Annotated in this window: 11 protein-coding genes and 1 pseudogene; 4 read left to right on the top strand and 8 right to left on the bottom strand. The window is 67.5% G+C overall.

From position 1 onward, the window contains the following. Positions 1 to 2 precede the first annotated feature (2 nt). From OVA06_RS02495 to OVA06_RS02470, 6 genes and pseudogenes are all read right to left on the bottom strand, one after another. Positions 3 to 983: an aldo/keto reductase gene (locus OVA06_RS02495; RefSeq protein WP_268156051.1), complete on the bottom strand. Its 981-nt coding sequence runs from the start codon at positions 981 to 983 to the stop codon at positions 3 to 5. A 54-nt stretch (positions 984 to 1,037) separates the two neighbouring features. Further along, entirely contained in the window at positions 1,038 to 3,878 is a 2,841-nt protein-coding gene (locus tag OVA06_RS02490; protein WP_268156049.1) for a molybdopterin-dependent oxidoreductase, read from the bottom strand. A 2-nt stretch (positions 3,879 to 3,880) separates the two neighbouring features. After that, a complete protein-coding gene (locus OVA06_RS02485) occupies positions 3,881 to 4,816 on the bottom strand; it encodes an FAD binding domain-containing protein (protein ID WP_268156047.1) in 936 nt (311 codons plus the stop codon). After that, positions 4,807 to 6,074, bottom strand: a pseudogene (locus OVA06_RS02480) (XdhC family protein). The gene OVA06_RS02485 and the pseudogene OVA06_RS02480 overlap by 10 nt, the downstream one beginning before the upstream one ends. 97 nt (positions 6,075 to 6,171) lie before the next feature. Continuing rightward, positions 6,172 to 7,746 (bottom strand): NCS2 family permease, encoded by a 1,575-nt coding sequence (locus tag OVA06_RS02475; RefSeq protein WP_442793510.1) that lies wholly within the window; start codon positions 7,744 to 7,746, stop codon positions 6,172 to 6,174. 6 nt (positions 7,747 to 7,752) lie between these two features. Next, the gene (locus tag OVA06_RS02470; protein WP_045732180.1) at positions 7,753 to 8,247 is read right to left on the bottom strand and encodes a nucleoside deaminase; all 495 of its coding nucleotides are present in this window, start codon (positions 8,245 to 8,247) and stop codon (positions 7,753 to 7,755) included. A gap of 418 nt (positions 8,248 to 8,665) precedes the next feature. Between OVA06_RS02470 and OVA06_RS02465 the strand changes: the two genes are divergently transcribed. Next, complete coding sequence (locus OVA06_RS02465; RefSeq protein WP_268160591.1) at positions 8,666 to 10,060, top strand: 8-oxoguanine deaminase; 1,395 nt, start codon at positions 8,666 to 8,668, stop codon at positions 10,058 to 10,060. A gap of 31 nt (positions 10,061 to 10,091) precedes the next feature. Then, a complete protein-coding gene (gene ligD, locus OVA06_RS02460) occupies positions 10,092 to 11,336 on the top strand; it encodes a non-homologous end-joining DNA ligase (RefSeq protein WP_268156044.1) in 1,245 nt (414 codons plus the stop codon). Here the strand turns inward: ligD and OVA06_RS02455 are convergent. Next, positions 11,333 to 11,518, bottom strand: coding sequence for a hypothetical protein (locus tag OVA06_RS02455; protein WP_261621147.1), 186 nt, complete (start codon positions 11,516 to 11,518; stop codon positions 11,333 to 11,335). The genes ligD and OVA06_RS02455 overlap by 4 nt on opposite strands. Before the next feature lie 356 nt (positions 11,519 to 11,874). On the opposite strand from OVA06_RS02455, the gene pucL reads away from it, so the two are divergent. Both pucL and OVA06_RS02445 read left to right on the top strand, forming a co-directional pair. Then, the gene (gene pucL, locus OVA06_RS02450; protein ID WP_056078144.1) at positions 11,875 to 12,783 is read left to right on the top strand and encodes a factor-independent urate hydroxylase; all 909 of its coding nucleotides are present in this window, start codon (positions 11,875 to 11,877) and stop codon (positions 12,781 to 12,783) included. A 135-nt stretch (positions 12,784 to 12,918) separates the two neighbouring features. Next, positions 12,919 to 14,424, top strand: a complete 1,506-nt coding sequence (locus OVA06_RS02445; RefSeq protein ID WP_056078141.1) for a nucleobase:cation symporter-2 family protein — start codon at positions 12,919 to 12,921, stop codon at positions 14,422 to 14,424. 80 nt (positions 14,425 to 14,504) lie between these two features. Here OVA06_RS02445 and OVA06_RS02440 read toward each other — a convergent pair whose 3' ends face one another. Then, the gene (locus OVA06_RS02440; RefSeq protein WP_015938365.1) at positions 14,505 to 15,260 is read right to left on the bottom strand and encodes an IclR family transcriptional regulator; all 756 of its coding nucleotides are present in this window, start codon (positions 15,258 to 15,260) and stop codon (positions 14,505 to 14,507) included. Between the last annotated feature and the right edge of the window lie 150 nt (positions 15,261 to 15,410).

Raw genomic sequence — 15,410 nt, 5'->3', positions numbered from 1 at the left:
GGCTACCAGCGCGGGTGGATGGCCTCGCGGAAGTAGTGGTCGTAGATCCAGCGGACACCCTCGCCGAACTCATCGGTGACAGCCACGGACGCGGCGGCAGCGTTCGCCACGGCCTGGTCCACGTTGCGGGCACCGGGGATCACCGTGGTGACACCGTCCTGCGCGGCAATCCAGCCGATGGCGGCCTGGGCGGTGGTGGCGCCGGAGGGAACCAGTTGCTCGAACTCGGCCACAGCCTTCAGGCCAAGCTGGAAGTCCACCCCGGAGAAGGTCTCCCCCACATCGAAGGAGCCTCCGTCGCGGTTGTAGTTCCGGTGGTCGTTGTCCGCGAACGTGGTGTCCTTGGTGTATTTCCCGGACAGCAGCCCGGACGCCAGTGGGACGCGGGCGATGATCCCCACGCCCGCTGCCTTGGCGGCGGGCAGGACCTCGTCCAGCGGCTTGAGCCGGAAGGCGTTCAGGATGATCTGGACCGAGGCCGTTCCCGGGCGCCGGATGGCTTCCAGGGCTTCGTCCGTCCGCTCCACGCTGACGCCATAATTGCGGATGGCGCCTTCGGACACCAGGGTGTCCAGTGCGTCGTAGACCTCGTTGCTGCTGAACACCGGCGTTGGCGGGCAGTGCAGCTGGACCAGGTCCAGGGTGTCCGTTCCCAGGTTCTTCCGTGAGCGGTCAACCCATTGGCGGAAGTTGGCCAGCGTGTAGTTTTCCGGGCGCTGGTCCATCCGGCGGCCCATCTTGGTGCCCACGGTGATGTCCAGCCCGGGGTTGTCGGCCAGGAACTTGCCGATTGCCTGTTCGCTCTTGCCGTCGCCATACACGTCAGCGGTGTCGAAGAAAGTGACACCGGCCTCAGCGGACGCCGCCAGGATGGCCTGGGCCTGGGCCGGGTCCACGTTGCCCCAGTCCGCGCCAAGCTGCCAGGTGCCCAGCCCCACGATGGAGACGTTCCGTCCGGTCCTGCCTAAAATCCGTTGTTCCATCCCCCGACTATAGGGGGCAGCCCGGCAGCCACCGGAATTTTACGGCCCGCCGGTTCACCGCACCGGCTGGGAATGGACGTGGTCCGCGGGCACCAACCCGGCCTCCTTCAGCCCCAGGTAGATCCGGTCCCGGGCAATGGGCAGGGACGCGAACCGCACTCCGGTGGCGTTCCGGATGGCGTTGGCCAGCGCGGGCGCTACCGGGTTGAACGGGCTTTCACTCATGGACTTGGCACCGAGCGGGCCAAGCTTGTCGTTGGTATCGGCAAAGTACACCTCGCTCCGCGGCACGTCCGCGAAGGTGGGGATGTGGTACTGCCGCAGGATGTCCGTGGTGACCTTACCAGCGTCGTCCACCACCACTTCCTCGTACAGCGCGGCACCTATGGCCTGGGCAATGCCGCCCTCGATCTGGCCGCGGCACTGCCGGGGATTGACGACCACACCGGCGTCGGCGGCCTGCACGCTTTGCAGGATCCTCAGTTCTCCGGTCCTCCGGTTCACCGCCACGCGGAAGCCGTGCACGTTGAACGCCACCGACCGCGGGGTTCCACCCCAGCGGCCTTCGGCAGCGAGTTCGACGCCGGCTTCCGCAGCTGCCTGCGCCAGTTCCGACAGTGCCACGGCTGTCCCGTCCACCACCACGGCGTCTCCCTCGAGGACGCAGGCGGAGGCCTGGGTTTGCCGGATCCCTGCGGCAAAGGCCCGGATGCGGACAGCAAGCTCCTCTGCCGCAGCGAGCGTGGCTTTTCCGGCCACCACCGTGCCGGCCGAGCCGAACGCGCCGGTATCGTGCTCCACCAGGTCCGTGTCCGACTGCCGGACCGCCACCCGGGCAGCCTCGGTGGACAGGGCGGTGGCGGCAAGCTGGGCGTGGACGGTGGTGGTGCCGTTGCCGAACTCGGCCGTGCCGACGTCGGCCTGGTACGTTCCGTCGGGAAGGAGCCGCATCCGCGAGTGGGCGAAGTGTCCGCGCGGCGGCACGGTGTCGATCATGGACAGCGCGGCACCCTCGCCGGTCATCCATTCCGGTCCCAGCTGGTCCAGCCCAGCCGCCCGGTACCGTTCCAGGCCGCGGTCCAGGGCACCGCGCACCAGGTCCAGGCACTGGTCCAGCCCGTAGCTGCCGTAGTGCACGTCTTCCTCGGGGTCCGGGTGGGTGGACAGCATGTGGTCGCCTTCGCGCACCATGTTCCGGCGGCGGAACTCGTAGGGGTCCAGGCCGATGCCGGCGGCGAGTTCGTCCATGGCGGACTCCACTGCGAAGATCATCTGGCTCAGCCCGTACCCGCGGAACGCCCCGGCCGGGACCGTATGGGTGTACATGGCGTGGGCGTCCACTTTTTTGTTGTCGCACTTGTACACGGCCAGGGATTCGCCGCAGCCATGGAACATGACGCCGGGGCCATGGTTTCCGTAGGCTCCGGTGTTGGTGAGGACGTCCAGTTCCAGGGCGGTGAGGTGGCCGTCTTTGCTGGCACCGGCCTTGAGCTTGATGGTGAACGGATGCCGCGTGGTGGTGGCGGTGAACTGTTCGGTGCGGGTGAGTTCCAGCTGGACGGGCCGCTTCAGCTTCAGGGCGGCGAGCGCCACGAGGTCCTCGGTGAGGACTTCCTGCTTGCCACCGAAGCCGCCGCCAACCCGCCCGGCCACCACATGCACCCGGTCCTCGTCCAGCCCGAACACCCGGCACAGGGTGCGCCGGACCAGGAACGGAACCTGGCTGGAGGTACGGACCTGGAGCCGCCCTTCGGCATCAATGGAGGCGATAGCCGCGTGGGTTTCAAGGGCCACATGCTGGACGCGCTGGGTTTGGTAGGTCTGTTCGTGGATGAAGTCTGCGGCTGAAAACCCATCCGCCACGCTTCCCAGCTCGGAATGCAGCTCAGCCACGACGTTGCGGTCCGGACGGGAGATCCGCGCGGTGGCGCCGTCCTTGTCGCCGTGCACCAGCGGGGCGCCGGGACGCAAGGCATCCTGCGGCGTGAAGACGGCGGGCAGCTCTTCGTAGCTGACCTTTAACGCCCGGACGCCTGCCTCGGCGGCAGCTACGGATTCGGCGACGACGGCGGCCACGCGCTGCCCGATGAACCGGACCACGTCATCCAGCACCCGGGTATCGTCCGGATCGTCGGTGAACAGTTCGTGCTGGGCGGTGGAGAAGAGCTGCTCCGGGGCGTCGTCGGAGGTGAAGACAGCCACCACGCCGGGGACCCGGAGGGCAGCGTCCTTGTCGATGGACACCACCCGTGCGTGGGCGTGCGGTGAGCGGAGGATCTTCAGGTGCAGCAGTGTCTGCTGCTGGTCCTGCGGGATGTCCAGGGTGTAGCGGGCCGCGCCGGTGACCACCGCACGGCTGGCGGGTGCGGGGACGTCGTCGCCGAGCTGGCCGTGTTCCGGGTCCGGCTGGCTTGCCCCGGCGATACCCGAGCCCTGCCCCTGCGGATCCGGGTGCCCCGCGTGGCCGCAGACGGCGTCAGCAATTGCGCGGTAGCCCGTGCAGCGGCAGAGGTTGCCCTTGAGGTTGCGGGGCAGGTTGTCCTTTTGTTCGTCGTCGAACGTGGCGGCAGTCATCACCATGCCGGCGGTGCAGAAGCCGCACTGGAAACCCTGCCGCTCCATGAACTGCTGCTGCACCGGGTGCAGGCCGGGACCGTCGCCGGATGCGGCGGCCAGTCCCTCGATGGTGGTGACCGAGTGCCCCTCGGCACGGACGGCGGGGTAGATGCAGCTGTGGACCGGCGTGCCGTCCACGTGGACCGTGCAGGCTCCGCAGTCGCCGCCGTCGCAGCCCTTCTTGACGCCGGGGTTTCCCTGTTCCCGGAGGAAGGTCCGGAGGCACTGGCCCGGGCGGGGATCCGTTTCGGCCGGTGCGCCGTTGATGTTGATGGCCATGGTCAGGCCCCTTTCGGAAGTGCTGTGGACCCGGAGGCCGGGGTGCTCCGGGGCGGCCAGAAGTCGCCGGACACGGTGGGGCCCGCCGGTCCTGTGCCCTCAGGTGCTGCCAGTTCGGTACGGATTTCCTCGGCCAGCCGGTAGGTCATGTCACGCCGCCAGGCCGGGAGCCCGTGGATGTCGTCGTGGTACAGGCCGGCCGGTATGGCGTCCTCGAGCGCGGCCGCCAGGTGGTCGGCGTCCGGGATGGTGTCGAAGCGCAGCTGTACGGGCCGCTTGGTCGCAGCGGTGACGGTCAGGACCAACGCGGTGCCGCCGTCGAGCCTTCCAATCAGCAGCACCCCGGATCTGCCCAGGTTGCTCAGCGACAGGCGGCGGAAGGCGGTTCGGGATGACAGGGCCGACGCCGGGAGGTGGACGCTGCGGAGCAGCTCGCCCGGTGCCAGGCAGTTCGTCGCGTCCCCGGTCACGAAGTCGGTCACGGGGACGTTGCGGCTGGTACCGCCGGGGCCCAGGATGGTGGCCACGCCGTCCAATCCCGCGCACAGCGAGATGACCGGCCCTGCGGGCAGTGCGGTGCACAGGTTGCCGCCCACGGTGGACATGTTCCACACCTTGAAGGAAGCAACGAAGGAATCGCAGCACGGCCGGACCAGGTCCAGCGCCGGCCAGGGCAGGCCTGCGGCGTCAGGGGCTTCCGGGAGGCGGTACAGCTCGGCGATGGTGCAGGTGGCGGCGAGGTCGATCCCGTCGTCGGTGACGGTAACAGGTGTCCAGCCTGCTGCGCCGAGGTCGAGGAGGCGCCGGACCGGCTGGGGTCCGAAGGCGTAGCTGCCGTAGGAGAACAGGACCGTGCCGCCGGCAAGCCAGGCGTCGCCGTCGCGCCACTGTGCGGGGTCCGTGGTGGGGACCACGGCCTCGATGGTGTTCATGTCCATGCGTTCTCCTGCTGGTAAAGGGTGGTGGGCGCCGACGGACCGGCCGTCGAAGCCTGGCCAACGTGGTTCCCGTGGATGGGCCCGGAACGGTCCCGGAGCGGGACGCCGGTGGCTGCGCGGGTCCGGGCGGCGATGAGCTCGGCCGTGATGGACACGGCCACCTCCGCCGGGGTGACGGCGCCGAGGTCCAGGCCGATGGGTGAATGGAGCTGTGCGATCCGGCCGGGCGGGATACCCGCACTGAGCAGGCTGTCGACGCGCTGCAGGTGGCTGCGCCGCGACCCCATGGCCCCCACGTAGGCGAGGTCGAGGCCGAGGGCCGTCTCGAGGAGCGGAAGATCGAACTTGGGGTCGTGGGTGAGGACGGCCGCCACGGTGCGGCTGTCCAGCCTGCCCGCCGCTGCCTCGGCCGCAAGGTACCGGTGCGGCCAGTCCGTGACCACGGCATCCGCGGCGGCGAGCCGGGGCTGGCCGGCGAAAGCAGGGCGGGCGTCCACGAGGGTCACGTGGTAGCCGAGGAGCTTGGCCGCAGGCACCAGGGCGGCACCGAAGTCATTGGCGCCAAACACCAGCATCCGCGGCGGCGCCAGCCGGGATTCCACCAGCAAGGCAGGTTCGCCGTGGCTGCCCGCCGCCCGGTCCGGAAGGCACCCATCCGGACCGGGCAGCGGAACCAATCCGGTACCGCCGGTCCGCAGCAGCGCCTGGAGAAGGGCAGGAATTTCCGCCCCTTCCCGCCCGGATCCCACGGCACTCAACAGCGCCGCGAGTTCCGGAGCCGCCGCGTGGGCCCTGGCCGGATCCGGCAGGGCGACGGCGGCCCCTCCCCCGCGGCGCCGTCTGGTGACAGGCGCCGCACCAGGGCAACGGGTTCGCCGGCGATGCCGCCCGCCAGGCGGATGAGGGCTGCGCGCAGCGGGTGCGGCGTGCCGCCGGGCACTGCGGCGGACACCGGTTCCACGTGGATGTCCAGCTCTCCGCCGCAGGTGAGCCCGGCGGCGAAGGCATCCGTGGAACTGAAGCCGAAGGTCCTCCGGCGGCTGCCGCCGTCGTCCATGGCGTCCTGCGCCAGCGCCACCACGGCGCCCTCCACGCATCCGCCGGAGAGGCTGCCCAGCACAGGCCCGGACTCAGCGACCAGCATGGAGGTGCCAACCGGCCTGGGCACCGAACCGCCGGCACCAACAATGGTGGCAACGGCAAACCGTCCGCCCAGGTGGGGCGTCCAGCTGCCGAGGAGTGGAATCAGGTCAAGCATTGCGGTGCTCCTTCTTCCGCGCGGCGGTGGTGTCCATATTGTCGTTCCTCGCAGGTGGTTGGGGAAGGTTGCCGCGGCCGAAGGGGCGCGCGGCGGGTCAGCCGCCCAGCAGGGCGTTGATGGGCCCGCGGGCGAAGTACACCAGGAACCCGGCGCTGACCACCCACATGAGCGGATGGATCTTCTTCGCCTTTCCGGACGCGGCGCCGATGATGGCCCAGCTGACGAAGCCCACACCGATGCCGTTGGCGATCGAGTAGCTCAGCGGCATGGTCACGATCGTGAGGAATGCCGGCAGCGCCACCGTGAACTTGGTGAACTTGATCTCGCGGATTTGGGCCATCATCATGGCGCCCACCACCACCAGGGCCGCGGCCGCGACCTCCAGCGGCACCACGCTGGTGAGCGGGGTGAGGAACATCGAGCCCAGGAACAGCACGCCGGTGACCACGGAGGCCAGGCCGGTGCGGGCCCCTTCGCCGATGCCGGCAGCGGAATCGATGTAGACCGTGTTGGAGGAACCGGAGGTGGCACCGCCGGCAACAGCGCCGAAGCCTTCCACGATGAAGGCGGACTTGAGCCGCGGGAACGTTCCGTCCTTGTGTGCGACGCCGGCGCTCTTGGCCAGGCCGGTCATGGTGCCCATGGCGTCGAAGAAGTTGGTGAACACGAGGGTGAAGACCAGCATGGTGGCTGCAAGTCCGCCGATCCTGGCGAACGAGCCGAAGAGGTCGAACTGGCCCACCAGGCCCAGGTCCGGAGCTGACACGAGCTGGCCGGACAGGACGGGGGTGTTCAGGTGCCAGCCGCCGGGGTTGGTGGCGCTGGCGGGGCCGATCTTCATGAAGGCTTCGACGACGGCGGCCAGCACGGTGGTGCCGACGATGCCGATGAGCAGGCCGCCCTGGACCTTGCGGGCCACCAGGATGCCCATGGCCAGGAGGCCAACGACGAACACCAGCGTGGGCACGGAGGTGATGGAGCCGCCGTCGCCCAGCTGGACGGGAGGACCTCCCGCGGTGGGCCGGACGAAGCCGGAGTCCACGAAGCCGATGAAGGCAATGAACAGGCCGATGCCCACGGTGATGGCGGCCTTGAGTTCCTTGGGTACCGCCCGGAAGATGGCGGTCCGGGCGCCGGTGACGCCGAACAGCACAATCAGGATGCCGTTGATCACCACCAGGCCCATGGCTTCGGCCCACGTGACCTCCTGGATCACGGAAACGGCCAGGAACGAGTTGATGCCGAGGCCGGCCGCGAGGCCGAACGGAAGGTTGGCGATGAGGCCGAAGAGGATGGTCATGACACCCGCCGTGAGGCCGGTGACTGCCCCCACCTGGGCTGCGGAGAGCCAGCCGCCCGCCACGTCGGTGGGGGCGTTGTCCGCGCTGAAGCCGCCCAGGATCAGGGGGTTCAGGATGACGATGTACGCCATGGTGAAGAACGTGACCAGGCCGCCGCGGAACTCGCGGGCCACGGTGGAGCCGCGCCGGGTGATCTGGAAGAACCGGTCAAGGATGTTGTTTGGCGCCGGCGGGGTGCTTCCTTGCCGTCCCCGCCCGGTTGCCGTTTGCGTGCCGGGTGCCCCTGCGGGCTCTGCACTGTTGTCACCCTTCGGGAACAGTGCAGCCTGCTTTTCAGACGAATTGTCCAGGATTGTCATGTCAGCCACCGGGCCCTAGTAGTCAATCCTGGATTCGAGCGTGTTCCAGGTGTTGAACGGCTCCAGCGGGGCCGGCGCCTGGGGATCGGCCAGTTCCAGCTTGGAGACCGGCATCAGGGAGTCCCTGTCCTGGTTGTCGAAGTACTCGTAGAAGACGGCGTCGTCGAAGCCCACCGAGGCGGCGTCGTGGCGGTCCGCGGCGAAGACCACGCGCTCCACGCGGGCCCAGAGTGCCGAGGCCAGGCACATGGGGCATGGCTCGCAGCTGGTGTAGAGGACAGCGCCGCTGAGGTCGAAGGTGCCCAGCTCGCGGCAGGCGGTGCGGATGGCGGTGACTTCGGCGTGGGCGGTGGGATCGTTGTCCGCGGTGACGCGGTTGACGCCGTCGAACGTCTTGCCGTCCGCGGTGACGATCATGGCGCCGAAGGGCCCGCCACTGTTGAGGACGTTGGCTGTTGCCAGCCGGATGGATCGGGCCAGGAACTGCTCGGCCGTGACGGTGGTACTCATGATGCGACTTCCTTAGTGCCGGGAAGCCTGAAGCCGCGCAAAGGACCAGAGGAACCAGGTGCGAACGGTTACCAGGCTTCAGCATGTGCTGTGAAGGTTTAGTTGCGCCTGGTAGATAGCTTCCCGGGTTCGGGTGCCCGCCTTTGGCAGAATCGAGATTAGCACCGGTTTGTGGTCCACGCCATAGGTTTCTGGAAATTTAATTTCGCAATGTGAAATCGATGTTTCGCGCTCTTCACCGGCCGTGCCCATCCCCCGGTCACATTCCGCGGCCATTGACGCAGGTCACCGGCATTCCCTACGCTGGTGCGGACCCGGACCGCCCGCCGCATGGCAGTTGGCAGTTGGCAGCCGGCCACCTGGATCAGCAGACAGGGCCTCACTGAGCTGGAACGTGCAGAACTCCGCCCAGACAAGGATGCCTTCCGTGACTCTTCCCTCCCCTGCTTCCGCCGCCACCAATCCCGCCGCCCGGCTCTGGATCCGGAACCCGCTGGCCGTCTTCACCGCCAATTCCCTCGACGCCTCGGGCGGGCTGGTTATCAGCAACGGCGTCATCACGGAGGTCCTCGCCGCGGGCCAGCAGCCGTCCGCACCCTGCTCCCAAACCTTCGACGCCGGCAGCCACGTCCTGCTCCCAGGGCTGATCAACACGCACCACCACTTCTACCAAACCCTGACGCGCGCCTGGGGTCCGGTGGCCAACGCCCCGCTGTTCCCCTGGCTGCAGAACCTGTACCCGGTGTGGGCGCGGCTCACGCCGAAGGACCTCGAGCTGGCAGCCACGGTTGCCCTGGCCGAGCTGCTGCTGTCCGGCTGCACCACCGCGGCAGACCACCACTACCTGTTCCCGGCCGGCCTCGAAGACGCCATCGACATCGAGGTTGCCGCAGTGCGCCGGCTGGGCATGCGCGCCACACTCACCCGCGGCTCCATGACGTTGGGAACGGACGACGGCGGCCTGCCGCCACAGTCCACGGTGCAGGATCCGGACGTGGTGCTGGCGGACAGCGGGCGCCTGGTCTCGGAGTACCACGAGCGCGGCGAGGACGCGGCCATCCAGATCGCCCTGGCCCCGTGCTCGCCGTTCTCGGTGACCAAGGAAATCATGGCCGAGAGCGCAGCCCTTGCCGAACGGCTGGATGTGCGGCTCCATACGCACCTGGCCGAAACACTGGACGAGGAGGACTTCTGCCGGGAGAGGTTCGGGCTGCGGACCGTGGACTACCTGGACAGTGTCGGCTGGCTGACGGACCGCACCTGGCTGGGGCACGGCATCCACTTCAGCGACGCGGAGATCGCCCGCCTCGGCGCGGCCGGAACCGCCGTCGCACACTGCCCCACCTCCAATATGCGCCTCGCCTCGGGAACGGCCCGGGTCCTGGAACTGGAGGACGCGGGCGTTCCCGTGGGGCTGGGAGTGGACGGCTCAGCGTCGAACGATGCCTCCAACATGATCCTCGAAGCCCGGCAGGCCCTGTACCTGCAGCGCCTCCGCTACGGTGCGGACGTGCCGGTGGAGCGGGCGCTCGGCTGGGCCACTCGGGGCTCGGCGGCGGTGCTGGGCCGGAAGGGACTGGGCCAGCTTGCACCCGGGATGCAGGCCGACCTCGCCCTGTTCAAGCTGGACGACCTGCGCTTCTCCGGCAGCCACGACCCCATCGCGGCGCTGCTGCTGTGCGCGGCTGACAGGGCTGACCGGGTCATGGTGGGCGGTCAGTGGCGCGTGGTGGACGGCCGGATCCCCGGACTGGACATCCCCGCGCTGATTGCGGAGCACTCCACGGCAGCGCGCAGGCTGGTCAACGGCTGACAGGCATCAATGCCGCTGCTAGCGTGGCGCCATGACTCCGTCAAAGACGCCGGCCGAGATCCTGGACATCGAGGGTGTTGAGGTCCGGATCTCGAGCCCTGACAAAGTGGTGTTCCCCGAGCCGGGCCTGACCAAGCTGGACCTGGTGCGGTACTACCTTGCGGTCGCGGAGGGTGCGTTGCGGGGTGCCGGCGGCAGGCCAATGGTGCTGAAGCGGTTCCCGAAGGGCATCGACGCCGAACCGTTCTTCCAGAAACGCGTCCCGGAAAACCATCCGCCGTTCATAGACACCACCACGCTGCACTACGCCTCCGGGACGTCGGCGGAGGAAGCCGTCATCCGGGACGCGGCCGGCCTCGCGTGGGTGGTGAACCTCGGCTGCCTGGACCTGAATCCGCACCCCGTCCGGGCCGAGGACCTGGAGCATCCCGACGAGTTGCGGGTGGACCTCGATCCCATGCCGGGCGTGGACTGGTCGCAGATCGTGGACGTGGCCTATGTGGCGCAGGAGGTCCTCGACGACGCGGGGCTGGTGGGCTGGCCGAAGACCAGCGGGTCCCGCGGGCTGCATATCCTGGTGCGCATTGCGCCGGAGTGGTCCTACAAGGATGTCCGGCTGGCCGCCGAAACCCTGGCCCGCGAGGTGGAGAACCGGGCCCCGGGCCTGGCCACCGCGCGCTGGTGGAAGGAGGAACGCGGCGAGAGCGTGTTCGTTGACTTCAACCAGAACGCCAAGGACCGCACCGTGGCATCGGCGTACTCGGTGCGTGCACTGCCCGATGCGCGGGTGTCCACGCCGCTCACCTGGGATGAGGTGCGCACCGTCCGGCCGGAACGTTTCACGGTCCCCACAGTGCTGGAACGGTTCGCGGACATCGGCGATCCGCACGCGGGCATTGACGCCGTCGCCGGGTCGCTGGACGGGCTGCTGGCACTGGCGAAGGAACTGGGACCGGCAGAAAAGGCGCCCCGCGGCGCGAACGGCACCGGGCGCCGGCAGTCCCTGATGCCGCTGATCGAGGTGGCGCGCACCAAAACCAAGCCTGAGGCGCTCAAGGCACTGGAGGAATGGAAGTCCGGGCACGCCGTCGTCGTAAAATCCCTGCAGCCCGCGGACGTCCTGGTGGACGGAATGCGGGGTTCGAGCTCGCTCTGGTACCGGGTGCGGGTCAACCTGCAGCACGTCCCGGACGCGGACCGGCCGGGCCAGGAAGACCTCATCGCGGACTACGATCCGTGGGCCGGAAAGGAATGGCCCGGCCGCCCCGGAGCTTAGCGCTGCCGGCCGAAGCCCGGGAGGGTGGAGATCCAGCGCGAGAAGCGGCTGGGTTCGTGGATGCGGTCCTCCGGAACAAAGAAGTCCGGATCGGTGCCGCCGCCGAGGGGGAGGTAGAACTCCGGGACCGCACGGCCCGCCGTGTTCGCCGGTGCAACTGCCTGTGAATCCTGCTGGTACATCTGATCCTCCTCGTTTTCTTATTTCGTATTGCGGAAAGTATTTTTTGCTATACGAAAAGATTAGTTGGATCCCTGACGCTGAGTCAATGGTTCCGCGGGGCGGCTTAGGGGGCCGACGGTCACAATCGGATTTTTCACCTTGTGATGTACACCACCGGCTTGCGGGGGTACGCTGTTAGGCAACTCGTGGCGCAGGTCACGTAACCTGGGAGCAGCAGGCAGGGTCGTAATGAGCTGGCATCAATGGATGCCGGCTCTTTTTTGTTGGGTCGGCTCCACCGGAAACGCGCTTGAAATGCGCGCTTAATTTCAGTGATGGAACCTTGGTTCCACTTACCGGAGATTGGGAAAAGACCATGAGCAGCAAGATCATTCTCGGCGAAAACCAGTACGGCAAGGCCGAAGTCCGCGTCGTCAAGATCACCAGGGACACCAACCGCCACGAGATCGAAGACCTGAACGTCACCTCGCAGCTGCGCGGCGACTTCTCCGCGGCCCACCTGGAGGGCGACAACGCCCACGTGGTGGCCACGGACACCCAGAAGAACACCATCTACGCCTTCGCCCGCGACGGCATTGGCTCCCCGGAAGCATTCCTGCTGCGCCTCGGCGAGCACTTCACCTCCAGCTTCGACTGGGTCAACGGCGGCCGCTGGGAAGCCGAGTCCTACTCCTGGAACCGCATCCAGGCCCACGGCAGCGAACACGACCACTCGTTCGTCCGCAACGGCCAGGAAGTCCGCACCGCCGTCCTGGTCCGCGACGGCGCCACCAGCCACCTGGTTTCCGGCCTCAAGGACCTGACCGTCCTGAAGTCCACTGAATCAGGCTTCGTCGGCTACCCCCGGGACCGCTACACCACCCTCCCGGAAACCACCGACCGCATCCTCGCCACAGACGTTTCCGCCCGCTGGCGCTTCAAGACCGGCACCGATTTCAGCACGCTTGACTTCAACAAGAGCTACGACGACGTCAAGGGACTCCTGCTCGAAGGATTCACCGAGAAGTACTCCCACGCCCTGCAGCAGACCCTGTTCGACATGGGCACCAAGGTCCTGGAGGCCCACAGCGAGATCGACGAGATCAAGTTCTCCATGCCCAACAAGCACCACTTCCTGGTGGACCTGTCCCCCTTCGGACTGGACAACCCCAACGAAGTGTTCTTCGCAGCCGACCGCCCCTACGGCCTGATCGAAGCCACCGTCCAGCGCGACGACGCAACCGCAGCACCCGCAGCCTGGTCCGGCATCGCCGGCTTCTGCTAAAGCCTGCACGCTTTTCGGTTTCGGCGGGCTCGGCCCACCGTTGTTGAGCCCGTCGAAACCAACCCACAGCTTCACCTGTTAGCCAGACAACGTTAGCCAGACGATGACGTCTGCCATGAACCAAGAAAGTCTGCCATGAACACCAAGAAGAAACCGGCCGCCGCAGCCGCCGGACACCGCACCCAGCCAGGCCGCCCGGAAGACCAGCGGCTCCCGCTGGGAAGCACGTTCGCCTACGGCTTCCAGCACGTCCTCACCATGTACGGCGGCATCATCGCCCCTCCCCTGATCATCGGCGCCGCGGCCGGCATGTCCTCACAGGACATCGGCCTGCTCATCGCCGCCTGCCTTTTTGTCGGCGGCCTCGCCACCATCCTCCAGACCATCGGCGTCCCGTTTTTCGGATCCCAGCTCCCCCTGGTCCAGGGCGTATCCTTCGCCGGCGTCTCCACCATGGTGGCTATTGTCCACGGCGGGGGCGGCATCCAGGCCGTCTTCGGGTCGGTGATCGCGGCCTCGCTCATCGGCCTGCTGATCACCCCGCTGTTTTCGAAGATCATCCGGTTCTTCCCGCCCGTGGTGACCGGTACCGTGATCACCACCATCGGCCTGACCCTGATGCCGGTAGCCGCCAACTGGGCCATGGGCGGCAACAACAAGGCGGACAACTACGGCAGCATGGCCAACATCGGCCTCGCCGCCGCCACCATGGGCATCGTCCTGCTCCTGAGCAAGGTGGGCAGCGCGGCCATCTCCCGGCTTTCGATCCTCCTGGCCATGGTGCTCGGCACCGGAATCGCCTTCGCGTTCGGGATGGCGGACTTCTCCAAGGTGGGCCAGGGCGAGATCGTCGCCTTCCCCACCCCGTTCGCCTTCGGCCCGCCTACCTTCGAGATCGCGGCCATCATCTCGATGCTGATCGTCATCCTGGTCACCCTGACCGAAACATCAGCGGACATCATCGCCGTGGGTGAAATCGTGGGCACCAAGGTGGACTCCAAGCGGATCGGCAACGGCCTCCGCGCGGACATGCTCTCCAGCGCCATCTCCCCGCTGTTCAACTCCTTCACGCAGAGCGCCTTCGCCCAGAACGTGGGCCTGGTGGCCATCACCGGCGTGAAAAGCCGCTTCGTGGTCAGCGCCGGCGGCCTGATCCTGGTGATTCTCGGCCTGCTTCCGGTCCTGGGCCGGGTTGTCGCAGCCGTCCCCACGCCCGTCCTGGGCGGCGCCGGCGTGGTCCTCTTCGGCACCGTGGCCGCCAGCGGCATCCGCACGCTGTCCAAGGTGGAGTACAAGAACAACATGAACCTGATCGTGGTGGCAGCATCCATCGGGTTCGGCATGATCCCCATCGCCGCACCGGCGTTCTACGACCGGTTCCCGTCCTGGTTCAGCACCATCTTCCACTCCGGCATCAGCTCGGCAGCCGTCATGGCCATCCTGCTGAACCTGCTGTTCAACCACCTCAAGGCCGGCAACTCGGACAACCAGTCCGTATTCGTGGCCGGCACCGAACGCGTGGTGCAGGAACAGGACATCAAGTGCCTGGTGGACGGCGACCGCTTCGAAGGCGGCAAACTCCTCGACTGTGACGGCAAGGAAGTCCGCATCGAATCGGCCCAAAAGGCATCAGAGCATTAGCAAAGACGCAGCCAACGACGGCGGCCCGCACCTTTTCGCCAAAGGTGCGGGCCGCCGTCGTCACGTAGTTTTTGGGCGTGTCAGGTGCGGTTCAGCTCGCGGGAGATGGTCTCGGCCGCCTGGCGGAGCACCGGCACGGCTTTGTCGGCGAAGTGCTCGTCCACCCGGGACACCGGCCCGGAGACGGAGATCGCCGTGGGCGTGGGGGCATTGGGGACGGCCATGGCGAAGCAGCGGACACCCAGTTCCTGCTCCTCTTCGTCGATGGAGTAGCCACGTTCCCGGATCAGCTTGAGGTCGGCCAGGAGTTCCTCGACGTCGCCGATGCTCTTCACGGTGGGCGTGGGCATTCCTGCACGGGCCACGATGCCGCGGACGGTCTCGTCGTCGAGCTGGGCCAGGATGGCCTTGCCGACGCCGGTGGCGTGGGTATGGGCCCGCCGGCCCACCTCGGTAAACATGCGCATCGAGTGCAGCGAAGGCACCTGGGCGACGTAGATGACCATGTCCGAATCCAGTACGGCCATGTTGGAGGTCTCGCCGAGCTGGTCCACGAGGGCTTTCAGCTGGGGACGGGCCACCGCACCGAGCTGCTTGTTGGCGCCTTCGCCGAGCCGGATCAGCCGCGGGCCCAACGCGTAGCGGCGGTTGGGCAGCTGCCGGATGTAGCCCAGCGACACCAGGGTCCGCAGCAGGCGGTGGATGGTGGGCAGCGGCAGGTCGGTGGAGGAGGACAGCTCGCTCAGGGTGACGTCGCCGCCGGCATCGGTGATCAGCTCCAGCAATTCAAAGACGCGCTCTACCGACTGCACGCCACCGGACGCTTTTTCTGCCATTCCGTTGTCTCCTACGGCTCGGAATCCGACAACTCTTATCCACATCGTGAAAAGAGTGCTTAGAACACCCAACATACATCAAGCGCGGAGTTGCGGGCACGCGTCGGCAGACAGCTCTTCCAGTCGCATTCGGAGGGCTTGTATTTCCAT

Source organism: Pseudarthrobacter sp. SL88 (assembly GCF_026672455.1).
In the GTDB taxonomy this organism is placed as follows: Bacteria; Actinomycetota; Actinomycetes; order Actinomycetales; family Micrococcaceae; genus Arthrobacter.
The sequence above is the reverse complement of the archived record's forward strand: the minus strand, read 5'-3'. Positions and strand labels throughout refer to the sequence as shown.